Annotated in this window: 25 protein-coding genes; 12 read left to right on the top strand and 13 right to left on the bottom strand. The window is 51.4% G+C overall.

Going from position 1 to position 24,072, the window contains the following annotated elements; genetic code table 11:
* Positions 1-295 precede the first annotated feature (295 nt).
* Positions 296-688 carry an aspartate 1-decarboxylase autocleavage activator PanM gene (panM, locus tag AC3ISQ_RS00875; RefSeq protein ID WP_489350123.1) on the top strand — a complete coding sequence of 131 codons (393 nt, stop codon included), beginning with the start codon at positions 296-298 and terminating at the stop codon, positions 686-688.
* A gap of 50 nt (positions 689-738) precedes the next feature.
* On the opposite strand, the gene rpoH is transcribed toward panM, so the two are convergent.
* The 4 genes from rpoH to ftsY all read right to left on the bottom strand — a co-directional run bounded on the left by rpoH (position 739) and on the right by ftsY (position 4,968).
* Positions 739-1,596, bottom strand: coding sequence for an RNA polymerase sigma factor RpoH (gene rpoH / locus AC3ISQ_RS00870; protein ID WP_489350122.1), 858 nt, complete (start codon positions 1,594-1,596; stop codon positions 739-741).
* Positions 1,597-1,920: 324 nt separating this feature from the next.
* Positions 1,921-2,874 carry a permease-like cell division protein FtsX gene (gene ftsX, locus AC3ISQ_RS00865; RefSeq protein WP_489350121.1) on the bottom strand — a complete coding sequence of 318 codons (954 nt, stop codon included), beginning with the start codon at positions 2,872-2,874 and terminating at the stop codon, positions 1,921-1,923.
* Entirely contained in the window at positions 2,864-3,535 is a 672-nt protein-coding gene (gene ftsE / locus AC3ISQ_RS00860) for a cell division ATP-binding protein FtsE (protein WP_489350120.1), read from the bottom strand. Before ftsE ends, ftsX begins: the two co-directional genes overlap by 11 nt.
* 5 nt (positions 3,536-3,540) lie before the next feature.
* A complete protein-coding gene (gene ftsY, locus AC3ISQ_RS00855) occupies positions 3,541-4,968 on the bottom strand; it encodes a signal recognition particle-docking protein FtsY (protein ID WP_489350119.1) in 1,428 nt (475 codons plus the stop codon).
* A gap of 198 nt (positions 4,969-5,166) precedes the next feature.
* Here ftsY and rsmD point away from each other — a divergent pair, with 198 nt between their 5' ends.
* Together rsmD and AC3ISQ_RS00845 are read left to right on the top strand one after the other, a co-directional pair.
* The gene (gene rsmD, locus AC3ISQ_RS00850) at positions 5,167-5,790 is read left to right on the top strand and encodes a 16S rRNA (guanine(966)-N(2))-methyltransferase (protein ID WP_489350118.1); all 624 of its coding nucleotides are present in this window, start codon (positions 5,167-5,169) and stop codon (positions 5,788-5,790) included.
* Positions 5,780-6,052 carry a DUF1145 family protein gene (locus AC3ISQ_RS00845; protein ID WP_489350117.1) on the top strand — a complete coding sequence of 91 codons (273 nt, stop codon included), beginning with the start codon at positions 5,780-5,782 and terminating at the stop codon, positions 6,050-6,052. Before rsmD ends, AC3ISQ_RS00845 begins: the two co-directional genes overlap by 11 nt.
* Here the strand turns inward: AC3ISQ_RS00845 and AC3ISQ_RS00840 are convergent, their stop codons facing one another.
* Positions 6,053-6,412: a DUF2500 domain-containing protein gene (locus tag AC3ISQ_RS00840; protein ID WP_489350116.1), complete on the bottom strand. Its 360-nt coding sequence runs from the start codon at positions 6,410-6,412 to the stop codon at positions 6,053-6,055.
* A 100-nt stretch (positions 6,413-6,512) separates the two neighbouring features.
* Between AC3ISQ_RS00840 and AC3ISQ_RS00835 the strand changes: the two genes are divergently transcribed.
* The 5 genes from AC3ISQ_RS00835 (at position 6,513) to AC3ISQ_RS00815 (ending at position 13,075) form a co-directional block, all read left to right on the top strand.
* Positions 6,513-7,139: a lysoplasmalogenase gene (locus AC3ISQ_RS00835; RefSeq protein WP_489350115.1), complete on the top strand. Its 627-nt coding sequence runs from the start codon at positions 6,513-6,515 to the stop codon at positions 7,137-7,139.
* A 150-nt stretch (positions 7,140-7,289) separates the two neighbouring features.
* Positions 7,290-9,605: a zinc/cadmium/mercury/lead-transporting ATPase gene (locus AC3ISQ_RS00830; protein WP_489350114.1), complete on the top strand. Its 2,316-nt coding sequence runs from the start codon at positions 7,290-7,292 to the stop codon at positions 9,603-9,605.
* Between the two features lie 151 nt (positions 9,606-9,756).
* Entirely contained in the window at positions 9,757-10,818 is a 1,062-nt protein-coding gene (locus tag AC3ISQ_RS00825) for a hypothetical protein (RefSeq protein WP_489350113.1), read from the top strand.
* Complete coding sequence (locus tag AC3ISQ_RS00820) at positions 10,818-11,954, top strand: BamA/TamA family outer membrane protein (RefSeq protein ID WP_489350112.1); 1,137 nt, start codon at positions 10,818-10,820, stop codon at positions 11,952-11,954. The genes AC3ISQ_RS00825 and AC3ISQ_RS00820 overlap by 1 nt, the downstream gene beginning before the upstream one ends.
* A gap of 26 nt (positions 11,955-11,980) precedes the next feature.
* Positions 11,981-13,075, top strand: a complete 1,095-nt coding sequence (locus AC3ISQ_RS00815; RefSeq protein WP_489350111.1) for a DUF4056 domain-containing protein — start codon at positions 11,981-11,983, stop codon at positions 13,073-13,075.
* Here AC3ISQ_RS00815 and AC3ISQ_RS00810 read toward each other — a convergent pair whose 3' ends face one another.
* From AC3ISQ_RS00810 to AC3ISQ_RS00795, 4 genes are all read right to left on the bottom strand, one after another.
* Entirely contained in the window at positions 13,076-13,297 is a 222-nt protein-coding gene (locus AC3ISQ_RS00810) for a type II toxin-antitoxin system RelE/ParE family toxin (RefSeq protein ID WP_489353079.1), read from the bottom strand.
* Positions 13,298-13,363: 66 nt separating this feature from the next.
* On the bottom strand, positions 13,364-13,552 hold the full coding sequence (gene relB, locus AC3ISQ_RS00805; protein WP_489350110.1) for a type II toxin-antitoxin system RelB family antitoxin: 189 nt from the start codon (positions 13,550-13,552) through the stop codon (positions 13,364-13,366).
* 77 nt (positions 13,553-13,629) lie between these two features.
* A complete protein-coding gene (gene tusA, locus AC3ISQ_RS00800) occupies positions 13,630-13,875 on the bottom strand; it encodes a sulfurtransferase TusA (protein WP_489350109.1) in 246 nt (81 codons plus the stop codon).
* Between the two features lie 12 nt (positions 13,876-13,887).
* Complete coding sequence (locus AC3ISQ_RS00795) at positions 13,888-14,088, bottom strand: hypothetical protein (protein ID WP_489350108.1); 201 nt, start codon at positions 14,086-14,088, stop codon at positions 13,888-13,890.
* 120 nt (positions 14,089-14,208) lie between these two features.
* On the opposite strand from AC3ISQ_RS00795, the gene AC3ISQ_RS00790 reads away from it, so the two are divergent.
* Both AC3ISQ_RS00790 and AC3ISQ_RS00785 read left to right on the top strand, forming a co-directional pair.
* The gene (locus tag AC3ISQ_RS00790) at positions 14,209-14,874 is read left to right on the top strand and encodes a 7-cyano-7-deazaguanine/7-aminomethyl-7-deazaguanine transporter (RefSeq protein ID WP_489350107.1); all 666 of its coding nucleotides are present in this window, start codon (positions 14,209-14,211) and stop codon (positions 14,872-14,874) included.
* Positions 14,875-14,993: 119 nt separating this feature from the next.
* The gene (locus tag AC3ISQ_RS00785) at positions 14,994-15,557 is read left to right on the top strand and encodes a DcrB family lipoprotein (RefSeq protein WP_489350106.1); all 564 of its coding nucleotides are present in this window, start codon (positions 14,994-14,996) and stop codon (positions 15,555-15,557) included.
* A gap of 31 nt (positions 15,558-15,588) precedes the next feature.
* Here the strand turns inward: AC3ISQ_RS00785 and glpC are convergent, their stop codons facing one another.
* From glpC to glpA, 3 genes are read right to left on the bottom strand one after another with little or no spacing between them, the layout of a single operon-like run.
* Positions 15,589-16,788: an anaerobic glycerol-3-phosphate dehydrogenase subunit GlpC gene (glpC, locus tag AC3ISQ_RS00780; RefSeq protein WP_489350105.1), complete on the bottom strand. Its 1,200-nt coding sequence runs from the start codon at positions 16,786-16,788 to the stop codon at positions 15,589-15,591.
* Positions 16,785-18,044 carry a glycerol-3-phosphate dehydrogenase subunit GlpB gene (gene glpB, locus AC3ISQ_RS00775; protein WP_489353077.1) on the bottom strand — a complete coding sequence of 420 codons (1,260 nt, stop codon included), beginning with the start codon at positions 18,042-18,044 and terminating at the stop codon, positions 16,785-16,787. Before glpB ends, glpC begins: the two co-directional genes overlap by 4 nt.
* Positions 18,034-19,683: an anaerobic glycerol-3-phosphate dehydrogenase subunit A gene (glpA, locus tag AC3ISQ_RS00770; protein WP_489350104.1), complete on the bottom strand. Its 1,650-nt coding sequence runs from the start codon at positions 19,681-19,683 to the stop codon at positions 18,034-18,036. The genes glpB and glpA overlap by 11 nt, the downstream gene beginning before the upstream one ends.
* A gap of 357 nt (positions 19,684-20,040) precedes the next feature.
* Between glpA and glpT the strand changes: the two genes are divergently transcribed.
* A complete protein-coding gene (glpT, locus tag AC3ISQ_RS00765; RefSeq protein ID WP_489350103.1) occupies positions 20,041-21,393 on the top strand; it encodes a glycerol-3-phosphate transporter in 1,353 nt (450 codons plus the stop codon).
* An 86-nt stretch (positions 21,394-21,479) separates the two neighbouring features.
* Positions 21,480-22,559, top strand: a complete 1,080-nt coding sequence (gene glpQ / locus AC3ISQ_RS00760) for a glycerophosphodiester phosphodiesterase (RefSeq protein WP_489350102.1) — start codon at positions 21,480-21,482, stop codon at positions 22,557-22,559.
* A gap of 659 nt (positions 22,560-23,218) precedes the next feature.
* Here glpQ and yigL read toward each other — a convergent pair.
* Positions 23,219-24,022: a sugar/pyridoxal phosphate phosphatase YigL gene (gene yigL, locus AC3ISQ_RS00755; protein WP_489350101.1), complete on the bottom strand. Its 804-nt coding sequence runs from the start codon at positions 24,020-24,022 to the stop codon at positions 23,219-23,221.
* Between the last annotated feature and the right edge of the window lie 50 nt (positions 24,023-24,072).

The raw sequence follows: 24,072 nt of genomic DNA, 5'->3' as shown, positions 1-24,072 counted from the left end.
TATTTTCTAATAAGACTTTATTTTTCATGCCATTAAACAGGAGTTTTATGCTGCAAATCAACTGACACACTCAGAAACAAGCGGTGTAAACAGGATAAAATCCGGATTGATTATTCGACAATTTCGAAAAGTCACAGCGTGTTGTGCTGGTTTTCGATCTGCTTTCTAATTTTTTACTCGGAAAATGCGTTTAGCAAAAAACATTCTGCGAAGCCTTCGTACAGAAAAACTTACACAACCTGCCGCACAAGATCTATTACACTAGCAACATCGCCTCACCGCTTGGAATCTTGGTATGAAACTGACTATTGAGCGTTTAATTTCGCTATCCCCACAAGACCTGATCGATCTCAGTAAAATTTGGCCACATCAGCAAGAAAAACAATGGCAAAGCTGGCTCAATGGCGACAAAGCGCTGTTTGCGGCACGTTTTAATGAACGGTTATTGGGAGCGGTGAAAATTGAGTTGGATGGCGAGAAAGCGCAATTGCACGATGTGTTGGTGCGCGAGGTCACGCGTCGCCGTGGGGTGGGGTTATATCTGGTGCAAGATGCGGAGCGTCAATTACCACAGGTGAAACAGTGGCAGCTCTCTACTGCAGGGCTAACGCCGCGTGAACGTGGTGAGGTGGATAATTTTATGAAGGCCTGCGGGTTTACCGCGCAAGGTGAGCTTTGGCTGAAATAAAGCGACAAAAAAACCCGGACCAGCCGGGTTTTTCTTTTTATATCTGGCTATTACGCCTCGATCGCCATTTTCAATTTCTTCATGGCGTTCTTTTCTAACTGACGCACACGTTCGGCGGAAACACCGTACTGATCAGCCAGCTCTTGCAGAGTAGACTTGTTATCATCGTCCAACCAGCGAGCACGGATGATGTGCTGGCTACGCTCGTCCAAACCTTCCAATGCATAAGCAAGCTTATCAGAGGCGTCGTGCTCCCAGTTGTCTTCTTCGATGCTGGCAGCAAAGTCAGAGCTCTTATCTTGCAAGTACAGCACAGGCGCCATCGACTGCCCTTCACGAGCATCGTCGTCCGGCGTTGGATCGAAAGTCATATCCTGTGCCGCCATGCGGGATTCCATCTCGAGTACGTCTTTGCTGGTCACACCCAGCTCACGCGCAACCAGCTCGACTTCATCCTGATTAAACCAGCCCAGACGCTGCTTGGTTTTACGCAGGTTGAAGAACAGTTTGCGTTGCGCCTTGGTGGTGGCCACTTTGACGATACGCCAGTTGCGCAGCACGTACTCGTGAATCTCTGCCTTGATCCAATGCACCGCAAAGGATACCAGACGCACCCCAACCTCTGGGTTGAAGCGACGTACGGCTTTCATCAGACCGATATTGCCTTCCTGAATCAAGTCAGCCTGTGGCAAGCCGTAACCGGAATAGTTGCGGGCAATATGAGCGACAAAGCGCAGGTGAGCCAAGATCAGCTGCTTAGCAGCTTCCAGATCGCCCTGATAATGCAGCCGTTCAGCCAGTTCCCGCTCTTCCTCTGCCGTCAGCATCGGATAGGTGTTGGCTGCCCGCAGGTAGGCTTCCAAGCTGCCCTGTGGGACTAAAGCTAAAGTTTGCATTTCTTTGGTCATTCAAACCCTCTCTTTGGAAAAACTATGCAGGTGAGTTTACGGCGGGGATGTCTTTGATTTTACGACAGTTGCTATTCGCTATATTGCAAAAGCGGTTCCACACGCCAGGCACCTTAACATTTGCTGCATTCTAAGACCCTGTTCAGCCTTATTGGTTCACTCTTTTTAACACACAATGTACCAAGCAATATGTACCAGGCAGTCTGTGCCAAACAATACGTGACGAAAATTCGGACAGGTAAGGAAATTGTGCGAAATATCGAAGAAGGATCTTCTCCCGCAGACAGGATCCATGCAGCAGGAGAAGATTATATCAAAAAAACGCTACTGTGGTGTAAATCGGCGTAAATGTTGTACGGTCGCTAGCCAGGCGGCGATCCAACCGATCATCGCCGAGATGATCAACAGCAATAACGCTTCATCCCAGCTTAGGCCATGCAAGGTAAAACTGGTGCCGAATACTTTGGCGACATTGGTCACTACCGAGCCAAGCTTCCACACTAACGCTCCCGACAAAATCAGCGATAACAGCGCACCGAAGAAGCCCAGCATCGCCCCACCATTAAGGAATGGACGCAGAATAAAGCCGTCAGTAGCGCCAATCAGCTTCATCACGTTAATGGTGTCGCGACGACTGAAAATGCTTAACCGCACGCTGTTACCGATCACCAAGAACACTGCGACAATCATCAAAATACCGATCATCGCGGCAATCTGGCCGACCAGCCCAGTCAGCGCTGCTAAGCGAGCAAACCAGCTGTCGTCCATGCGCACTTCGTCCACCCCTTGCACTGCCGCCACTCGGTCGCGCAGGGTATTTAGCGTGTCAGCACTCTGGAAATCCATCTTCGGTGTGATGATAGCGACCGCTGGCAACGGGTTCTCTTCCAGCATATCCAGCGCACCGCCAAAGCCAGACCAGTTGCGGAATTCACCACGCGCTTCTTCACGTGACAAGTAATTGACTTTGTCTACTCCGGCTTCGGTCTTCAACGCATCCAAGACTTTAACCGCAGCATCATCGCTGAGTGCTTTATCGAGATACACCGTCAGTTGTGGTGTGGGATACCACTGGGTCGCCGCGGTACTGACGTTTTTCCACACGATATAGCACACGCTCGGCAGCGTCAGCGAGATAGCGATAACCATCACCGTCAGCAGCGTTGCCATCGGCTGGCGCAGCATGTCGGCAATCGCATTCAGCCACGCATAACGCCACTGTTCACGCCAGCCACCGCGCAGTGCCTTGCTCTTGGCGGTTTTTGCATTATTCGCCATGATGCGCCCCTCCAGCCATACGACCCTGGCTGAGCGTCAGGATGCGGTAGTTGCGACGGGCAATCAGCCCCGTGTCGTGGGTTGCCATCAGCACCGTGACGCCAACGCGGTTAAATTCTTCAAACAGACGCAAAATACCTTCCGACAGCGCGTCGTCCAGGTTACCGGTCGGTTCATCCGCCAGCAGTACGGCGGGTTTGTTCACCACCGCACGAGCAATGCCCACACGCTGTTGTTCACCGCCAGAAAGTTGGATCGGGAAGTTTTTCGCTTTATCCAACAACCCCACCTTGTCCAGCGCGGCAGAGACGCGACGGCGAATATCTTCGGTGCTAGCACCCGCAATAACCAGCGGCATCGCGACGTTGTCATACACCGTGCGATCCAGCAGCAGATGGTGATCCTGGAAGATCATGCCGATCTGGCGGCGTAGGAATGGCACTTCACGGTTCTTCAACCGACTGATGTCATGCCCGCCAAACCAGATATGTCCGGCGCTTGGCCGTTCGATACCACAAATCAGTTTCAGCAGGGTACTTTTACCTGCGCCTGAATGGCCGGTCAGGAACGCCATCTCCGCCGGGCGTAGATGGAAATCTACCCCCTGTAGCGCCTGCCGTCCGCCCAGATAAGCCTTGCTGACCTGTTCAAAGCGAATCATCCGTCTTAATCCTCTCGGGCAAAAAGTGCCTCAATGAAATCGTCGGCCTTAAATGGCCGCAAATCGTCAATACCTTCCCCAACGCCAATATAGCGAATCGGGATACTAAACTGATCGGCGATCGCGAAGATCACCCCGCCTTTGGCGGTACCGTCCAGTTTAGTCAATGTGATGCCCGTTAACCCTACGGCTTCATTAAATAATTTCGCCTGGCTGACCGCATTTTGCCCGGTACTGGCATCAAGAGTCAGCATAACCTCATGGGGGGCGTCCTCGTCCAGTTTTTTCATAACGCGAACGATTTTCTTTAATTCTTCCATCAGGTGGGCTTTATTCTGCAAACGCCCAGCGGTGTCGGCAATCAAAACATCGATATTACGTGCTTTAGCGGCCTGTACGGCATCGAAAATGACTGAGGCGGAATCGGCACCAGTATGCTGCGCTATCACCGGAATACGGTTGCGCTCGCCCCAAACTTGCAGTTGCTCCACTGCTGCCGCACGGAAGGTATCCCCTGCCGCCAGCATCACCGATTTACCTTCGGCTTGGAATTGACGTGCCAACTTACCGATGGTGGTGGTTTTACCTACACCGTTAACCCCAACCATCAAGATGACGAACGGCGTTTTACCGCTGACATCCAACGGCTGATCCACGGTAGACAGAATTCCAGACATTTCTTCCTTCAGCTTGCCGTACAACGCTTCAGCGTCTTTCAACTGCTTGCGGCTGGCATGCTCGGTAAGGGAAGCAATAATTTTGCGTGTGGTTTCTACCCCCACGTCGGCGATCAGCAGTTGTTCTTCCAACTCGTCGAACAGATCGTCGTCGATTTTCTTACCGCGGAACAGACTGACAAATCCGGAACCGAGATTTTGTTTTGTTTTCAGTAAGCTGCGTTTTAGGCGAGCGAAGAAACCTTCTTTGGTTGGGCGCTCTTGCTCTTGCGTGACCGCCGGTGCCAACAATTCAGGCTGCTCTGGCTCTGCATGAGCAATAACCACTTCGGGTTCTATTTCAGCAACAGGTTCAGCTTCGACAATCACCGGTTCGATGATTTCAGGTTCTGGTTCAACAATGGCTTCCGGTTCGACAATTTCTTCGACTGTAACTTCTTCGACCGCTGGCGAAATCTGCGTTTCTTCTAACGGCAGGCGTTCATCCAGCACCGGCACGTTTTCTGCTACCTGTTCCGCATCTAGGTTGGTATCCCACTCACCAGGCGTGTCAACACAAATCGCTGGCTCAGATTCCTGGGCTGGGAGCTTATCGTCCAGCTTAGGGGCAACCGGTTCAGCCCGTGTTTTCACAGACTGAGTCTCCACGGCCTGAGCTTCCGTCTGTTCTGCCGAGGCTTCAGGTTGCTGCTGCTCTTCTTCCTTCTGGCCGAAGCCTAACCAGGAGAAAAACCCACGTTTCTTATCTTTTGCCATTTTCTGACCCTAACCCGATGCCAAAGGCTTGCTTGTATGGATAATTAATCCGCCGAGTCTATCACTTTCCCGTGCACAGCAACACGCATCCGACAGGCTTTACATCAGGAAATCCCGCAACAAAATTTTGCCGTTCCTATACGCGTCGGTAAAATAGGAATAACCTTTCATTCACCTCGAAGTACACTAAGCCACGCTATGACAAAAATACCGTCCCGGGCAGCAGGGAAAAAACCGCCGCAGGCCTCCACTGGACAAATCCGCATTATTGGCGGGCAATGGCGCGGACGTAAGCTCCCAGTGCCGAACAGCCCAGGACTACGCCCAACCACCGATCGCGTGCGCGAAACCTTATTCAACTGGCTAGCTCCGGTGATTCAAGGTGCGCGTTGCCTAGACTGTTTCGCCGGTAGCGGCGCATTGGGGCTGGAAGCGCTGTCACGTTACGCAGGTAGTGCCACACTGCTGGAGTTTGAACGCGCCGTCGCACAACAGTTGGAAAAGAATTTGGCGTTGTTAAAAGGCAATGGACAAGTGCTCAATACCAATACGCTGAATTGGTTGGCAGGAAGTGGAGAACCGTTCGATGTGGTGTTTCTCGATCCCCCGTTTCGTAAGGGGTTGATGGCGGAAACTGTTCAACTGCTGGAGCAACGAGGCTGGTTGGCGGATGAAGCCTGGGTGTATGTAGAAACGGAAGCGGAAAGTGCCGCCGCCGATGTGCCACCAAACTGGACGCTACACCGCGAAAAAGTCGCCGGACAAGTGGCTTATCGTCTTTATATTCGTACAGGTAAAGGAGAAACCGACAATGTTGATTAATTTTGGTCGTCTGTTGATGTTATGCGTATGGGGCTTTTTGCTCACCAACCTGTTCCACCCATTCCCTAAACCGTTGAAATACTTCATCGATGTAGCACTGTTCTTTATGGTGGTGATGCACGCGCTGCAACTGGTGTTGCTGAAATCTACTCAGCCGAAAGACCAACCGATCAGCCGGATGCAGGAAGCGAAGATTTTTATCTTTGGTGTATTTGAACTGCTCGCTTGGCAGAAGAAACAACCGCCAATCAAGAGAAAGTAACTATTTCACCTGCGGCGTAAAAGTAACAAAGCGCGTACCCTGCATACTCAGCATGCCCTGCGCGCCTTGTTCGATCGAGTTAAACTGTTTTTGTTGCAACTGCACGGTGATGTCCTCACCGCCCCGCAGCGGATGGAACACCACTTCATAACGCATCGGTTCATTCACCATTTCTTCACGTTGGCGAGAACGGAACTGGGTCGATGGCGTTGCGCGTTTTTCTTTGACCTCCACCTGTGTCACACGTACCGGTTGACGATCGTTTTCCGCTTCTTGTTTACGCTGGGTAAAAAATCGGTGGGTCGCCAATACGACAATCAATACCACGACGGCAATAAAAAATAGTGGTGGCTTACTCATCTTAATTCCCATTCCCTTCGTGGTGAAAACAGCGTAAACATAGCATACTGAAGAAGTGACATTGGTGACATTTATTCCTATTTGAAATAAGGAAAAGATAATGAGTTGGCCGTTTCTTGCCGTATTTTTTTCCGGTTGGCTGTTCGTCGATGCCTCTTACCGTGGACCACGTTGGCAACGTTGGGTATTCAAACCGGTAACGCTGCTACTGCTCTTATTACTGGCCTGGCAAGCGCCAGTGCTGGGCGCAGCGGGTTATTTGATCGTTCTTGGCCTGTTAGCAACACTGATTGGCGACACACTATTACTACTGACACGTGAGCGGATGCTGTACGCCGTTGGCGCATTTTTCCTATCGCATTTGCTGTATACGCTGAGTTTTGCCAGCCAGATGACGTTCAGCCTGTTCTGGCCATTGCCTTTAGCGTTACTGATCATCGGTGCCTTGTTGCTGATGACGATTTGGACCCGATTGGAAGATATGCGTTGGCCAATCGCCACTTACGTCGCGATGACACTGCTGATGGTATGGTTGGCGGGGGAACAATACTTCCTGCGCAGCACCGACTTTGGTTTCTCGCTGCTGATCGGGACTTCGTTATTACTGTTAGCTAATGTGGTGTGGTTACTCAACCGCTACCGCTTCACCTTCAAAGCGGCAGATGCCGTCGTTGCTTTTTGTTATTTCGCCGGTCACTTCCTGATCGTGCGTTCGCTATATCTGTAAGTTGTAACGGGTTCGGCTATCGAACCCGTTGACTTATTTCCTCTGCCCTCTTCCGTTAACAATGATTATCACCTTTCCATTGACTCTGGAGTCAACTCCAAGGTGTAGGATTTGCTTAATGCACATTAATAACCGCCAAAAGGGGGCGTTATGCATAACCACAAAGAACATAATCATCAAGAACATAGCCATACCGAAGGCAGCTGCGGTAGCAATCATAGCCATGCTAAAACCCAACACGGTTGCTGCAGTGAAGTAACAAATACGACAGAAAATCAAACCACTGACCATCAACCAGCTCACGAAGCCAGTTGCTGTAGTAACGAAAGCGCCAACGATCCAGATGAGGAAAGCGACAGCTCAACCACCGCGCCCCCTTCCGGTAGTCAACGTTTTAGCTGGAAAGTGACCGGCATGGATTGCCCAAGTTGTGCCAAGAAAATTGAAAATGCCGTTATTGCCATTCCCGGAGTAGAAAGCGCTCGAGTGCTGTTCGCCACCGAAAAACTGGTGGTGGATGCCCAATCGGACATCAGCCAACGCGTGCAAGATGCGGTAAAACAAGTCGGCTTTACCCTGCTCGGAACCCAAGCTAGTCCAGCCAATGAACCCAAGCCCTCACGTTTTGGTGAGTTTGGCCCACTGTTGCTATTAACTGGGTTAATGATATTCAGCTGGGTTCTGGATTATTTCTCCCCCGATCTGGGCCGTATCGCTTTTATCGCCACCACCTTGGTCGGTTTGGCACCCGTTGCCCGTAAATCTCTACGCTTGATCCGTTCAGGTACGCCATTCGCTATTGAAACCCTGATGAGTGTCGCCGCCATCGGTGCACTATTTATCGGTGCTACCGCCGAAGCCGCGATGGTATTGCTGCTGTTTATGGTCGGGGAATTGCTGGAGTCCTACGCCGCCAACCGCGCTCGCCGTGGCGTCACCGCGCTGATGGAGCTGGTGCCCGAAGATGCTTTGCTGATCAGCGGTAATCAGCGTAAACGCGTGCCGGTTTCCAGCTTAATGCCCGGCGACGTTATCGAGATAGCTCCCGGCGGTCGCCTACCGGCCGATGCCGAGTTGATCAATCCGTTCGCCAGCTTTGATGAAAGCGCACTCACCGGCGAATCAGTACCGGTTGAACGTCAGCAAGGCGAGAAAGTCGCTGCGGGGAGTTTGTCAGTCGATCAGGCTGCGCAGATGAAAGTGGTCTCCGAACCGGGTAAGAACGCCATCGACCGCATCCTGCAACTGATTGAAGAAGCAGAAGAACGTCGTGCGCCGATTGAACGATTCCTCGACCGTTTCAGCCGCTATTACACCCCGGCGATCATGCTGTTGGCGGTTGCCGTGATCTTGGTTCCACCACTGATGTTCGCACAACCTTGGGATACTTGGGTCTATCGTGGCCTGACCTTGCTGTTGATTGGTTGTCCATGTGCTTTGGTTATCTCCACTCCAGCGGCTATCACCTCCGGTTTGGCGGCAGCGACACGCCGTGGCGCGCTGATTAAAGGTGGTGCGGCACTAGAACAACTTGGTCAAGTGCAAACTATCGCCTTCGATAAAACCGGTACGCTGACAGAAGGCAAACCGACCGTTACCGATGTACTGCCGATTAACGGCATTAGCGAACAACAGCTATTGACCATTGCGGCAGCAGTAGAAGCAGGCTCCCACCACCCATTGGCGCAGGCGATTATCAATCGTGCCGGCCAAAACGGTGAAGAGTTGCCGTTGGCGCAGAATCGCCGCGCTCTGGCCGGTGTCGGTGTAGAAGGTGTGGTCGATGGAAAAACCATTCTGATTAGCTCCCCCAGCAAACTGGCGGAAAATCAGTTGGATAATGAATGGCAGGATCGTGTCGTTGCGTTAGAAAACGCCGGTAAAACTGCCGTCGTGGTGTTGGAAGATAACGCTCCAATCGGTCTTCTGGCGCTACGTGATACGCTGCGTAGCGATGCCAAACAGGCCATTATCGAGCTGAATCAACTGGGTATTAAAGGGGTAATGTTAACCGGTGATAACCCGCGTGCCGCAGCCGCAATTGCCAATGAGCTAGGGTTGGATTATCGCGCCGGTCTGTTGCCGGAAGACAAGGTCAAAGCCGTCACTGAACTCAGCGAATTACGCCCAACGGCGATGATTGGCGACGGTATTAACGACGCCCCAGCAATGAAGGCCTCCAGCATTGGTATTGCGATGGGCAGCGGCACCGATGTGGCACTGGAAACTGCCGACGCCGCCTTAACGCATAACCGCTTGCTGGGCGTCGCAGAGATGATCCGTATTTCACGCGCCACTCACGCTAACATCCGTCAGAACATCACCATCGCCCTAGGTTTGAAAGGTATTTTCTTGATAACCACTCTGTTAGGGTTGACCGGATTGTGGCTAGCGGTACTGGCCGACTCCGGTGCCACCGCATTAGTCACCGCTAACGCACTACGATTACTGAAAAAACGTCAATAATTTGGCAGATTGCCCGCACTGGCTCCATACTCACAGGAGTCAGTGCGAGGCATTTAATGCGCCATCAATAAAAAGGTTTTATTATATTCTCGCAACCAATTGAATTATCGGCATCACCTTGCCTTTATCTCCGCATTAACGGTCTGGAATAATGAAACTCTTAAATTACAAAACATGGCCTCTGCTTCCCGTCACTTTATTTTCTTCTCTGGCAATGGCGCAACCATCTGATGCGGAAACTACGGCACAACTGATTGATCAGGCTGACAAACCTTTATTTACCCAAGGCGCGTTACCCGCAGCCAGTCAAACCACGACCACCAAACCGACACCAAAACCAGAACATCGTGTATTGCCGATCTGGGGCGATGAAGCACGCGCGCGGGGTTATGAATTACCAGAACCCTTCGGCGTAAATATCGGCTATATGAATATGCGCCAGAATATTGATGTCGATAGCATCGGTTTTTCCGGCCTTGCAGTGGGGAATCATCCTATTCCTTCCGATCTATTTAATATCGACGTGGGTAACACCCGTGAAAAAAGCGAAACCGAAACGTTACGCTTTGATGGTTGGGTACTACCATTCCTTAATCTCTACGGCATCGTGGGTTATACCAAAGGGAGTTCGGTCTCTCAGGTTTCTGTTGACGCCGATCCGAGCAAATATAACGGACTGGATCGGATTATCGCCGGTGCCGTTCATCAGATGAACCAAAACGGCACGCTGAAAGATCTGGATTTCAAACTTGATTTCAAAGGGATGACTTACGGGGCCGGTTTCACGTTGGCGGGGGGTTACGGTAACTGGTTTACCTTGCTCGATACCAACTACACGCGCACCGATTTCGACATTCTCGACGGGAAAATCGCCGCACTCACAGTATCACCACGTGTAGGCTATCGCTTTAAAGTGCCGGGAGTGAACGGCCAAACCAACCTGAATTTGTGGGTTGGCAGCATGTATCAGGACGTACAACAGGAATTCAAAGGCAATCTGTCTGATTTACAGATGCCTGCTGAACTGCAAAATCTGATCGCGATCGCCAATAATAATGGCGAAGGCCGTTTCGACGTGAAACAACATCTACAATCCCCTTGGAACGTGATCGTCGGCGCACAATATGAAATCACCAAAAACTTCAATCTGTTAACCGAGTTTGGCTTCGCCGAACGAAACAGCTTCTTCGTTTCTGGTGAATATCGCTTCTGATGAAAAAATGCCTTCGTTGGCTGCCTGTTATTCTGCTGGCAGCCCCCTCTTTGGCTCACGCAGAATTGCCGACTCGCCAAGAAATCGACAACATGATGGACAAACTCGGCGGCGATAACCAATTCGATAGCAGCAAAGGTATCGACTGGGGCGTACTGCCGGGGCCCTTCTTCACCCCAGAACTCGGGTTAGGTATTGGCACCGCCGTCGTCGGTATGTACCGACCGGATAAAAATGATACCGTCAGCCAAAACTCCACCCTGACACTGTCGGGGTTTGTCAGTACCACTGGAGCCTTCGGTGTCGGTTTCAATAACTACAGTTTTTTTGACAACGACCAGTGGCGTTTCTTCGCTACCGGCTCGATGAACAATATGCCCACCTATTACTGGGGCACCGGTTTTCAAGCCGGACTGAACGACAGTAATAAAGAAAAGTACACCCAACAGGCCTTAAAAGTAGCGCCTGTGTTGCTCTATCGTATCGCCAACTCGACCTATGCCGGAATAGGTTGGGATTTCTCATCGACCCACGCTAAAGACCCCGAAGGCGGTGATAGCAGCCTGCTTAATTCCGAAAGTGCCGGGCCATCCTCACTCAGTTCTGGTATCAGCGGTACACTCAGTTACGATTCGCGTGATTTCGTCGCTAATGCCAGCCGTGGTCAGTATCTCAGCATGACTTACACCCATTTCGCCCCAGAGCTGGGTAGCGATAGCCGCTTTGATACGTTAGAAACGGTCTATGATGTTTATCACTCATTGAGTGAAAAAAGCGTCTTGGCGTTGGATTTTTATAACCGATTAGCCATGGGCGATGTCCCCTGGGATCGGATGTCTGAGCTCGGTAGCGATAAGCGAATGCGCGGCTACTACGAGGGACGTTATCGCGATCGCAACGTCTTCAGCAGCCAGATCGAATACCGCCGTAAGCTGGATTGGCGTAACGGTTATGTACTTTGGGCAGGTACAGGAACCATGAGCCACGATGTGGACTGCCTCGGTCAAGGGCATTGGTTGCCAACGGTAGGTGTCGGTTATCGTTTTGAATTTAAACCGCGCATGAATGTGCGACTCGATTTAGGTTTTGGCCGCAACAGCGCCGGATTTTATTTTCAGATGGGAGAGGCTTTTTGATACGTTACTGTGCACTGGGATTCCTAATGTTGTTGAACGCGGCACAGGCAGCCGATCAACCCGATACTACGCTGACTACCTTACCCACTCGCGCGACGCGTATCGTCTGGCCAGTCACCAGCCCATTACCACCACCGGATGGCCTGCGCCCTTGCTGCGCCTTCGGCTTCAATTTAAAAGCTCAAGCTCTGGGCGTGCCAGTGCCCTTTTATCAATTGGGTAACGTGGTTGATACCGACCATCTAGGAACGCACAACTATAACGACAGTGCCTTTGGTGCCATCAGTAATTTACTCGGCTTAAGCAGTGAACAAGTTGGCATATTGTATACTCGCCGCGGTGGTTTTATTGATATCGCCCACGTGCGTGATACCGCGGACAACACGCTATTCCTATTCAGCCAAATCCTACCCAAACTGGGGCAAAATGGGTCTATCGATCTCAGCGCAGAATTAGCGGTTCGCCGTATTCAACTCAAAGCTTTCACCCCACCTTCTGACGCCGCACAGCGCTATACCTTAGCCGCTTATTTGGCGGGTGAATTAGCGTTTCAATTGGCGGCATGGCATGAGATTGCGCAATGGTATGGTTATCAGTCGATACCGGGGTTCCCAGAAGAGGTTTCAGCCTTCTCGCCAGAGGATTTATATTCCAATCTGTTAGGTGCTCGGCTAGCGGTCGACGCCATTTTGCAAGGCCAGGCAATTTCAGTGCCTAATTACAACCGTGCAATGGAACGCTTGTTGCCAGAAGCGCTGCATCAATTAGGCGCAGTTTCAACTAACGAGACACAAAAGCAATTTACCGGTGTTGATGGAGATTGGTGGGACAGCCATCGCCGGGTACCGGAGAAGTTTTTGGTACTAAAACGCAACTACGATACCAGCAACAATCGCCTGCCCGGCCAGCCACCGTTTGAAAAAGCTGCGCCACAACGCTTAGCGCTGCCACAGCAGGTTGAAGGCTTTACCCTGACAAGTTTGGGAGAGTTACAACTGTGGCCGGGAAAATCAATGCGTCGCCTACCAAAACCGGCTCACTATTACCATTTGCAAGACTTCAGCACCTTGGCGCTACACGCCCGTGCGGAAGATGCTAAGCAGATATTGGAACAGCGTTGATTAAGATTGAGGGTAAAGTTGTCTCGCATGAAGCACATGTAAAACTCTAATTTTATCCTCAGTGACCTTATAAATCAGAATATAATTGGGATGGGCAATAACTTCTCGTGTACCACTAACTCTTCCGGCTCGGAAAAGATAAGGGTGCTCAGACGCAGGAAGAATAGCACTCTCAATTAACCTCATAATCCTTCGGGCTGCTTGTAGATTATCGTTGGCGATAAATTTGATGATTTCTGCCAGATCGTTTCGTGCGGCTTGACTCCATTCGATTGCAAACCTTTGAACCTACCTGTTCAAGCGTGATTCAGCCTCAGCAATAATGGCATCCATTTCAGCCATGACTTGGTCATGCGGAATACCGGGGCTAGTATCCCCAAGCGCGGTTTGTACTTTATCCTTGAACCAACGTTCGTAATTTTCCGCTTGTTCCTGCGTCTCAAACTCCGAAACGATAGGTGAGAGTAATATACTCATCTTCACACTCCATGAATTGTACAGATTACAAACAGTATACGATCTTATTAGAGAATTACGACATTCAAATAAGTCGTTCAAACGCCCTTGCGCAACAGATAACGATAAGGAGTCTGTTCAGTTTCCTGCGCTACCAGCGTGTGTTCCATAAAGCGACAGAAGCCGGGAATATCACGGGTTGTCGCGGGATCATCGGCGATGATCAGTAATGTGGCACCGTTATCCATATGACGTACGGTTTTACGCACCATCATTACCGGTTCAGGACAGCGCAGACCCAGCGCATCGAGCGTTTGGTCGGCCTGAGCAAATATGTCGGTCATGCTATTTCTCGTTCAATAACGTTCGGTGAATTGCCACCGGATCAGATTGGCAACTAGTTTACGCCGGTAGTTTTTCTGTGCAACCTGCGTTAACGTTTGCGTGAAAATTAACCATTGCATTGGCGTTGCGTGAACGCGTATCATGCGCCCGCTAGTATACCCTTCATCTTTCAAGCCACAGCGTTGTTGGCTGCGAATGTTCACTCTAGTCACTTACTGGCGTAAGCTCCTAGGGCTTCACATTCTTGCCGCCTAGCTGCAACTTGAAATCTATTGGGTATAAAATAGATGAAATACTGGGTTCCCTCACCCCACCACTAAAAAGGCTACATTATGTACTTATTTACCGCACAACAGCGCTTCATCGCGTTGGTTTGGCTATCGTTGTTCCATATCGCCATCATTACTTCCAGTAACTATCTGGTGCAATTGCCGATCACCATTTTCGGTTTCCACACCACTTGGGGCGCGTTTACCTTCCCATTCATTTTCTTGGCAACTGATCTGACGGTGCGCATCTTCGGTGCTCCGCTAGCACGCAGAATTATTCTGGCGGTGATGGTGCCAGCCTTGGTGATCTCTTACCTCATTTCCACCGTGACCTATCAAGGGGAATGGCAGGGCTTTGCCGCTCTGGGCAGCTTTAACCTGTTTGTCGCACGGATCGCCATCGCCAGCTTTATGGCTTACGTGTTGGGGCAAATCCTCGATGTACACGTTTTCAACCGCTTACGCCAACGCAGCGCCTGGTGGGTAGCCCCTGCGGCTGCGATGTTCCTCGGCAATATCAGCGATACGCTATCTTTCTTCTTTATCGCCTTCTACAAAAGCAGCGATGCCTTTATGGCTGCCAACTGGGTGGAGATCGCCTTGGTGGATTACAGTTTCAAGGTAATGATTTGCATGCTGTTCTTCCTGCCGATGTACGGTGTATTGCTGAACATGCTGCTCAAGCGGCTAGCGACTCGCCATCAAGGTAATCCGTTGCAAGTGAATTAAAGTGGCTGATTATCGGCTATTATTTGAAAAAACCTTGTGACAACATGCACCTTGCATTTCAACCCGTAATAGGTTGCGATACGCTAATGCCAACCGACCTGAAGGAAGAAGGAAACCCGATGCGTAAAGTAGCAAAATTGATGGGTATCAGCCTATTAGTGCTTGGCCTTGCGGCCTGTGATAACGCAACCAAAGACAACGCAGCGCCAGCTGGTGATGCCGCTGCCAGTGCCCAAGCCGGGCAGCAGATCAACTTGCTGGACGGAAAACTGACATTCACCTTGCCAAACGGCATGTCAGACCAAAGCGGTAAGCTGGGCAATCAGGCGAACAACATGCACGTTTACGCTGACAGTACCGGCCAACGTGCGGTGATTGTGATTCTGGGCGATAAGACTGCGGACAACCTGGAAACTCTGGGGAAACGTCTGGAGGATCAGCAGCGCCTGCGCGATGCCAACCTGCAAGTGATCACTAATAAAGCCGTTGATATCAGTGGTGTTCCGTTACGTCAATTGGATAGTATTATCACCAGCGGCGGCGAGAAGGCTTACTCCTCGATCCTGATCGGTACCTTGGATAGCAAGATGTTGACCATTCAGGTCACACTGCCAGCGGATAACCAACAGCAGTCGCAGAGCGAAGCAGAAAGTATTATTGGCTCTTTGAAACTGGCTAAATAAGCTTGATGGGGCGAGGTAAGCGCCCCATATTTTATGCCAACGCCTGCGCCAGCAATGTCATCGGATGTTCACAGCGCTTACTGGTCGACATCTCAATCTGCCATTTGCAGGTTTCGCAATCGGTAATCACCATATCTACCCCACTCGCCTCGATCTGACGAAATAGCGAAGCACCAATCCCTTGTGAGGTTTCATAGTTTTCCGACTTGAAGCCGTAAGTCCCCGCGATACCGCAACATTGTGAATCCAGCACCACCAGCTCCAGTCCCGGGATTTGCCGCAGTAGCTCCAACGTATAGGCCGTCCAGCCCATTTTCTCCATATGACACGGCGTATGGTAAGCCACGCGTAGCGGGGTATGTTTCAGCGGCAACATGCGCCCTTGGTTGATCAAGCGATAAAGATAACGCGTTGCCAATTCGACACGTTCACGCACTGCCGAGGTATCAACATCTAACAAATGCGGATATTCATCACGCAAGGTGAAAGTACAGCTCGATGAGGTCGCGACTACCGGAATGCCGCGCTCTACCACTGCATCATGCAGCGATTCCGCATTCACTTTGGCCTGTTTTTTAGCCTGTTCGATAAAACCGTTGGCGATCAGTGGTACACCGCAACATTTCTCGCGTTTCAACAATTGCACGCCGATGTCCAAGGCGTTGAACACCTTGATTAAATCCTTCCCTAATTGCGGATGGTTGTAGTTAACGAAGCAACCGTGGAAGAACGCCACTTGTTCGGTGTAACTCTGCTGTTTAGCCGCCTGCCCGCGATACCAGCGGCGGAAAGTACCGAATGAATATTTGGGCAATTCGCGACGATGGTCGATTTTCAGTGCTTTATCCAGCAGTTTACGCACCGGTTTCAATCCGGTGGTCATGTTGACGATCGGGGCGAATGGTGTCGATAGCGTGCCCATAATGTCGGTATGACTGAGAATAGCATCGCGCAGCTTCGGTTTACCTTGGCTGTAGTTGGCACGAGCACGTTGAATGATGTCGCCAATCTTCACGTCTGACGGGCAAGCCACTTCGCAACGTTTGCAGTTGGTGCAGTATTTCAGCGCTTCGTCATACAACGCGGGGTCTTTCAACCGCAGGCGTTCACCGTCTGGCCCGGCCTGCTTTGGCCCCGGATAGAGCGGATTCACTTTGGCGACCGGGCAATAGGTGGTACAGACGGTGCATTTGATGCAGTTTTCAAAACTGTTATCTTTTGACAGGCTCATAGCGGTTCTCCTTTCGCCACGATCTGCTGCGCGACGTGCAATGCGCCAAGCAAGGAAACTCCCGCGCCACAGCCTTGCTGTAGCGGATCATAACCACCCGCGACAGCACCGATGGCGTACAGATTGTGTAACGCTTCACCTTGTTTCAGCGCCCGCAATTGCTCATCGGTGCGCACACCAAATTGCAGATACGGTTGTGGCGCAAATAGATCGGTACGGCTCCAGTCAGCGCGATTGTCGCGACTATAAACATCCAAACCCAATACGGGCTCGCGAATACCATCAAACCCGGCCACCAGCCCATTACTGAAGAAGCTGCCACTGGCTAATACCACTTGCTGTGCTCGCAGTGGGATATCGGTGTGGTTACGGGTATACAAGCCAGTCACTTGATGGTTTTCAATGTCGGCACGCAACACCGTATCTCCCGGCATAAACACACCACCGAGCTGTTGCAGTCGCTGACGCAATGCTTGATGCAACCGCATTCCTAATACTGAAGGCGGTAAAGTCGGTAACAAGCAGATCGGTTTATCGACCGCCGTGCGCAATACGGTCAGGGGTTCATCACTTTCCAAACCTAAACAAGCGGGTAGGAAGATGGCCTCCGCATCTCCCGCCAAACGTTTCACCTCTTCTGCCATCGCCGACGCATTCTCCGGCAAATCCAGCACGCGGGCGATATTCACTGCCCTAAATTCACTCGGGTTATTACGCAACCGATCCAACACCGGGAGATGCAGTAACTCCACGCGGGTATCGACGCCCTGTTCTAACGCCAGCGAGCTGGCCGCCATTGGCGGCTGGAAATCCAGAAAACCTTCGATGCCGATCACCGCAATCTTGCGCCACGGCAGCGGAGCCACAGGAATCGACGATGGACTCAACCAAGTCGCACGCTGCGTTCCCAATGGCGTAATTCGGAGATGATTGTGTTCACTGCTACCCTGCATATCCATGCCACAGCGTTGCAGTAGCTGTTCGGCTTCGCCAGCCAAAGCCGCCACCTGAGCCGCTCCCATCAAGCTGTAAGGATGCTGGGGCGCCTGCTGCGCCAGCGCAGGTAATGCCGCCAAGGGTTCATCGACTGGCGTGCCATCGGGTAATTGCGCCAATAGATCGAGCGAGCCAGAAGAGAAATAGAGTGCGCTTTGCCCAGAACTGACCACTGCACAGCGTTTACCTAATTCGGATAAACGAATAGCGCAACTCAGCCCCGCCAAACCACCGCCAATCACTACCACATCAAATCGCATCATCTGCCTCCTGCTGGCTATCGCCACGCGCATCAAGCCCGCATAACCCTTGATACACCCAACTGGTAAACTCACTTTCTCGCAACGCATCGCCCCAAGCGATCGGGCGCACGCCCTTCCAGCGTTCATTGAGGAAGTGTGAGAGTTGAGTGATGGATTGTTGTGGTGTGGTGACGTTAAAACGCGTCAGCAACCCAGCGGCTCGGCAGGCGCAGAGTTCTCCCTGACAGGTTCCCATACCGACGCGGGTACGACGGCGTAAATCAATCAGATTGTTGACAGTCAGCGAGTTCACCGCATAACGCACTTCTCCGGCGGTGACCGCTTCACACTCACACACCAGACTGTTATCCAGACGATCCGCCGCCGGTACTAAACTGGCGCGATCGCCATGACGATACACCGCAGAACCGCGAATGCTGGCCGGTAAGGAAACCACACTACGCACGGTTTCCTCCGCCGATTGGCGCGAGCCGGGCAAAGCCTCCTCGGCGGTGGTACAAGGGCTGTTGATACCCAACTTCTCGCACACTTTGTCAGTCGCCCATTCCGCCATCAGACGGTAAGTCATCAACTTACCGCCAGTGATGGTGATAAAGCCTTCCAATCCATCTCGGCTGGCGTGATCGAGCAGTACAATCCCCCGGCTGACGTTACGGCCAGAAGGATCGTCATCGCTAGCCACCAGTGGGCGCACCCCTGCGTAGGCGCGCAGAATACGAGTTTGCGCAAGCTGCGGAGACAACAACGAGCCTTCGCGGATCAGGATATCCACTTCTTGTGGCGTCACCACCATGTTGTCGATTTGGTCGTATTCAATGTGGGTGGAAGTAGTACCAATCAGTGAAATGGTATCGCCCGGCACCAAAATGTCAGCGTCGGCAGGTTTGCGACAACGGTTAATCACCATATTGTTGATGCGATGGCCAAGGATCAGCAGCGCCCCCTTGGCCGGGAACATCCGTACGCGCAGATCGGCGTATTCGGCGATTTGTTGCCCCCAAATACCGGCGGCGTTCACGACGATTTGTGCATGAATGTCATATTGGCGTGAGGACTGATGGTCGAAAACGCTCACTCCATGGACGCGATCGCCACTGCGTAGCAAACCGGTGACTTGATGATAAGTCAGGATCTGCGCCCCATGTTCGCGAGCATCAAGCATATTGGCGGCAGTTAAGCGGAAGGGATCGACAGTGCCATCCGGTACGCGTACTGCACCAATCAGCGTCGGGTTAGCGGCGGGTTCCAAACACAGAGCAAGCTGAGGGTCGATCGCTTGTGCATCAATACCGGCTTGTTGGCATGAGGCAATAAATTGTTGCTGGTAGGTCAGAGAATCTTGCGGCAACGTGATAAACAGGCCATCGGTAGGTTCAATACAATGATGAGCGATACGCTTTAGAATACGGTTTTCTTCGATACATTCACGCGCCGATTCGCCATCGGTCACCGCATAACGCGCACCGCTATGCAGCAAACCGTGGTTCCGTCCGGTTGCACCGGTGGCAATATCGTGTCTTTCCAACAAGATACAGCGTAAGCCGCGACGTGCACAGTCACGAGCAATCCCCGCCCCGGTCGCGCCGCCACCAATAATAATTACATCCGTTTCTGTTACCGGTGAATTGTTACTCATCACACCCTCGCCCCTCATGGTTATGAGCCTATTGGGACACAGTTATTATGGTTTTTGTTTGATAAGGAACAAAAACGAACCAAAAACGAAAACAAAAATGGCCACAAAAACCCATGAATGTGATCAAAATCACGAGTTTTTGCTGTTTACCTATTTCATAACGTTAACGAATCGCTCAAAATTCGTCGTAGTTTCATGAAAATGTAACAAATGCGTCATGTATCACAGAGACAACCAGGGCTTTTGACTAGCATGGCGCTCGTTATGGAACATAACTAAAACTTATTTATATCCTATCCGCTCAATCATCAATGACCCCATTGATGTGAACACAGATAAAGCCATCGGAGGCGCTCAATGTTGAGTATTTTCAAGCCAGCCGCACACATTTCACGTGTGCCGGTCGATAAGGTCGACCCGCTCTATCGCAAATTGCGCTGGCAAATCTTTATGGGGATCTTTTTCGGTTACGCCGCCTACTATCTGGTGCGTAAAAATTTCACCTTAGCAATGCCTTACCTGATCGACCAGGGTTTCAGCCGTGGTGACCTCGGCTTCGCACTGTCGGGTATTTCTATCGCTTACGGTTTTTCCAAATTTATCATGGGTTCGGTTTCTGACCGTTCCAACCCACGCGTTTTCCTACCTGCCGGTTTGATTATGGCGGCAGCGGTGATGTTGTTTATGGGCTTCGTGCCTTGGGCAACCTCTAGCATCGCGGTGATGTTCGTGCTGCTGTTCATTTGTGGTTGGTTCCAAGGTATGGGCTGGCCGCCTTGTGGTCGTACCATGGTGCACTGGTGGTCGCAGAAAGAGCGCGGCAGTATCGTTTCGGTATGGAACTGCGCGCACAACGTCGGTGGTGGTCTGCCACCATTACTGTTCCTGCTGGGGATGGCTTGGTTTAATGACTGGCACGCAGCGCTGTATATGCCTGCCTTCGGTGCAATTCTAGTGGCACTGATCGCCTTCGGTCTGATGCGCGATACCCCACAATCCTGTGGTCTGCCGCCGATTGAAGAGTACAAAAACGACTATCCAGACGATTACAACGAAAAAGCAGAAGAAGAACTGACGGCTAAGCAGATCTTCATGCAATACGTTCTGCCAAACAAACTGTTGTGGTACATCGCTTTCGCTAACGTATTCGTTTACCTGCTGCGTTACGGCATCTTGGACTGGTCACCGACCTACCTGAAAGAAGTGAAACACTTCGCGCTGGATAAATCTTCTTGGGCTTACTTCCTGTACGAGTACGCGGGTATTCCGGGCACCCTGCTGTGCGGCTGGATGTCGGACAAAGTCTTTAAAGGCAACCGTGGCGCTACAGGCGTGTTCTTCATGGTGTTGGTGACTATCGCCACCATCGTCTACTGGATGAACCCAGCCGGTAATCCAGGCATCGATATGGCCTGCATGATCGTCATCGGCTTCCTGATTTACGGCCCAGTGATGTTGATAGGCCTACACGCTCTGGAACTGGCACCGAAAAAAGCAGCGGGTACTGCAGCAGGCTTCACCGGTCTGTTCGGTTATCTGGGCGGTTCGGTCGCGGCCAGCGCCATCGTCGGTTACACCGTAGACTTCTTCGGTTGGGACGGCGGTTTCATGGTGATGATCGGCGGCTGTGTCGCAGCGGTGATCCTGTTGATACTGACTATGATCAGCGAAAAGAAACATCACGAAGAAGTGGCTCGCCAACGCGGTTGATTGCCATATTCATCATGCATTATTTCTGTCTAAGGCCGCGTTGCGGCCTTTTTATTACCTCTGTACTTTATGGAATGGAGAATACCATGCGAACACAAGTCAAAGCCCTGTTAGCCGGGATCATCCTTGCCACTACTATGGCCAGCGCAGCACAGGCGGCAGATAAGGTCGTCATCGCCCACCGTGGTGCCAGCGGCTACTTACCTGAACATACCTTGCCAGCGAAAGCGATGGCCTACGCTCAAGGTGCAGACTACCTCGAGCAAGATCTGGTGATGACCAAGGACAACGAATTAGTGGTGTTGCACGACCATTATCTGGATCGCGTGACGGACGTTGCCCAACGTTTCCCTGATCGTGCCCGTAAAGATGGTCGCTACTACGCCATCGATTTCACATTAGCAGAAATCAAATCGCTGAAGTTCAGCGAAAGTTTTGATATTAAAGACGGCAAGCAAGTACAGAGCTATCCGGGTCGTTTCCCGATGGGTAAGTCTGATTTCCGCGTACATACCTTCCAAGAAGAGATTGAGTTCGTACAGGGCTTGAACCACTCAACCGGTAAAAACATCGGCATTTACCCAGAAATCAAAGCGCCGTGGTTCCACAAGCAGGAAGGTAAAGACATTTCCACCAAGGTATTGGAAGTGCTGAAACAGTACGGTTACACCGATAAGAATTCCAATGTTTACCTGCAATGCTTCGATGCTAACGAATTGAAACGCATCAAGAATGAGCTAGAACCGAAGATGGGGATGGATCTGAAGTTGGTGCAGTTGATTGCCTACAACGACTGGAACGAAACCTACGAGCAGAAAGCCGATGGAACCTGGGTAAACTATGACTATGACTGGATGTTCAAACCGGGAGCAATGAAGCAGATCGCTCAATATGCTGACGGCATCGGGCCGGATTACCACATGTTGATCGTGGCTGATAAATCCAAACCGGGGAAACTGGTGTTGACCGATATGGTGAAAGAAGCGCACGCTAATAAACTGGCGGTGCATCCATTTACCATCCGCGCCGACGCCTTACCGAAATATGCCACCGATGTGAATCAGCTATACGATGCGATTTATAATCAGGCTGATGCTGATGGCGTATTTACCGATTTCCCAGATAAAGGTGTGCAGTTCCTGCAAAAGCAGGGACAGCATAAGTAAGGGGGTCAATAGCGCTGCTTCGTGTATTTTTGCTGATGTGGTGTAAGTTTCGGTCGCGTTACATAAATAATTCCATGTAGCGCGGACGACCGCGACCGAGCAGGGAGCGCCAAGAGCTGCGCCCCCTGCACCCCGAGCCCTTGCCACATCAGGCGAAATCCCCTCACTGCGGCACTGCGCATCACGGCCGGCTGCGATATACGTCCATGTATAACTCGCCTAAACGCGCCCTCCATGGCGCGTTTGCCTATGCTCCGTTTCTCCGTTCGGCGCCTTCAATGGCATCAACACCGGAGTTCCACTCAGCAGTTGTTTTGCTTTTAATAAGATGAGGTTGCCCGGTGGCTGAAGATTTGGGTGTTGACCTTTAGCGCATCATCGACAGCCGAACAAGGTGCCGTTGTCAGGGGCAGCCGCCCATGGAGGGGCGGCTGAGGCGATGTGAACATGGACGTTCATTGAGCCGACCCGTCAGACAACGGCAGCGCCGTGAGGGAACCCGCGTAGCGGGCTGGCGATGGTAAGCGCAGGCGCGGGGTGAAGGGGCTTCGCCTTTAAGCCCCTTCAATTGCCGAGCATCATTGCTGCATAGAACACCGCACGTTTGCGGCAATTCTAATTACACCTAATTGGCAGAAACCACTAAAAGGTTAAAACGGCTACAGGAACATTTCACGCAGATAATGCGGTACCGCATCGTCAGCGTTAGAGCCAATCACATCCAGCTTCGGCAATCTGTCTTTCAGGCGCTGATGTGCGTCGCGCATGATGCAACCCTTGCCCGCCATTTCCAGCATTTCCACGTCGTTCATGCCATCGCCGAAGGCAATGCAGTCTTGCAATGTATAGCCGATCAGCTTCGCTACTTCTTCCAGCGCATGGCCTTTCGACACATGACCTGCCATCACTTCCAAGCAGGTTGGGAATGAGAAACTGGCATTCACTTTGTCACCCCAGCGCGCATTGATCGCGTCTTCTAACGGCAGCAACTTTTCATGATCATCACAGGTGAAATACACTTTACAGACACCGTCGGTCGGCAGCGTTTTCGCATCAAACAACTGATATTTAAACACCGATTCCTGGAAGAACTCGTTCTGCTCCGGGCTTTCGCGACTGATAAACCAGTCATCATTACGATAGACGTTGGTCAAGATGTCCGGATCGTTGATTTTCATGCTGTAAAGTTCACGGGCGATTTCAGGATCTAAGCTATGGCTCAGAATCAACTCCCCTTCGCTGTTATGCACCCGCGCACCGTTAGAGGTAATCATAAACGCGCTGATACCGAGGCCATCGCGGATCTGCGCCACGTCGATATGGTGACGCCCGGTGGCGAAGACAAAGTGCACGCCCTTCTTCGTCAGCAGTTTCAACGTCTCTTTCGCAAATGAGGACAGGGTATGGTCGGGAGACAGCAAGGTGCCATCTAAATCGGAAGCAACGACGTGGTATTCGGACATACAGTAAATTCTAACCTCTGATGGTATTTACTCTTCATACTTGAAGCTGC

It is taken from the genome of Serratia sp. KH_031, from assembly GCF_057839655.1.
The sequence above is the reverse complement of the archived record's forward strand: the minus strand, read 5'-3'. Positions and strand labels throughout refer to the sequence as shown.

Bases quoted from the DNA above. Each gene is read 5' to 3' on its own strand.
- panM (WP_489350123.1), top strand. From the start codon at position 296: ATGAAACTGACTATTGAGCGTTTAATTTCGCTATCCCCACAAGACCTG.
- rpoH (WP_489350122.1), bottom strand. From the start codon at position 1,596: ATGACCAAAGAAATGCAAACTTTAGCTTTAGTCCCACAGGGCAGCTTG.
- ftsX (WP_489350121.1), bottom strand. From the start codon at position 2,874: ATGGCGAATAATGCAAAAACCGCCAAGAGCAAGGCACTGCGCGGTGGC.
- ftsE (WP_489350120.1), bottom strand. From the start codon at position 3,535: ATGATTCGCTTTGAACAGGTCAGCAAGGCTTATCTGGGCGGACGGCAG.
- ftsY (WP_489350119.1), bottom strand. From the start codon at position 4,968: ATGGCAAAAGATAAGAAACGTGGGTTTTTCTCCTGGTTAGGCTTCGGC.
- rsmD (WP_489350118.1), top strand. From the start codon at position 5,167: ATGACAAAAATACCGTCCCGGGCAGCAGGGAAAAAACCGCCGCAGGCC.
- AC3ISQ_RS00845 (WP_489350117.1), top strand. From the start codon at position 5,780: ATGTTGATTAATTTTGGTCGTCTGTTGATGTTATGCGTATGGGGCTTT.
- AC3ISQ_RS00840 (WP_489350116.1), bottom strand. From the start codon at position 6,412: ATGAGTAAGCCACCACTATTTTTTATTGCCGTCGTGGTATTGATTGTC.
- AC3ISQ_RS00835 (WP_489350115.1), top strand. From the start codon at position 6,513: ATGAGTTGGCCGTTTCTTGCCGTATTTTTTTCCGGTTGGCTGTTCGTC.
- AC3ISQ_RS00830 (WP_489350114.1), top strand. From the start codon at position 7,290: ATGCATAACCACAAAGAACATAATCATCAAGAACATAGCCATACCGAA.
- AC3ISQ_RS00825 (WP_489350113.1), top strand. From the start codon at position 9,757: ATGAAACTCTTAAATTACAAAACATGGCCTCTGCTTCCCGTCACTTTA.
- AC3ISQ_RS00820 (WP_489350112.1), top strand. From the start codon at position 10,818: ATGAAAAAATGCCTTCGTTGGCTGCCTGTTATTCTGCTGGCAGCCCCC.
- AC3ISQ_RS00815 (WP_489350111.1), top strand. From the start codon at position 11,981: ATGTTGTTGAACGCGGCACAGGCAGCCGATCAACCCGATACTACGCTG.
- relB (WP_489350110.1), bottom strand. From the start codon at position 13,552: ATGAGTATATTACTCTCACCTATCGTTTCGGAGTTTGAGACGCAGGAA.
- tusA (WP_489350109.1), bottom strand. From the start codon at position 13,875: ATGACCGACATATTTGCTCAGGCCGACCAAACGCTCGATGCGCTGGGT.
- AC3ISQ_RS00790 (WP_489350107.1), top strand. From the start codon at position 14,209: ATGTACTTATTTACCGCACAACAGCGCTTCATCGCGTTGGTTTGGCTA.
- AC3ISQ_RS00785 (WP_489350106.1), top strand. From the start codon at position 14,994: ATGCGTAAAGTAGCAAAATTGATGGGTATCAGCCTATTAGTGCTTGGC.
- glpC (WP_489350105.1), bottom strand. From the start codon at position 16,788: ATGAGCCTGTCAAAAGATAACAGTTTTGAAAACTGCATCAAATGCACC.
- glpB (WP_489353077.1), bottom strand. From the start codon at position 18,044: ATGCGATTTGATGTGGTAGTGATTGGCGGTGGTTTGGCGGGGCTGAGT.
- glpA (WP_489350104.1), bottom strand. From the start codon at position 19,683: ATGAGTAACAATTCACCGGTAACAGAAACGGATGTAATTATTATTGGT.
- glpT (WP_489350103.1), top strand. From the start codon at position 20,041: ATGTTGAGTATTTTCAAGCCAGCCGCACACATTTCACGTGTGCCGGTC.
- glpQ (WP_489350102.1), top strand. From the start codon at position 21,480: ATGCGAACACAAGTCAAAGCCCTGTTAGCCGGGATCATCCTTGCCACT.
- yigL (WP_489350101.1), bottom strand. From the start codon at position 24,022: ATGTCCGAATACCACGTCGTTGCTTCCGATTTAGATGGCACCTTGCTG.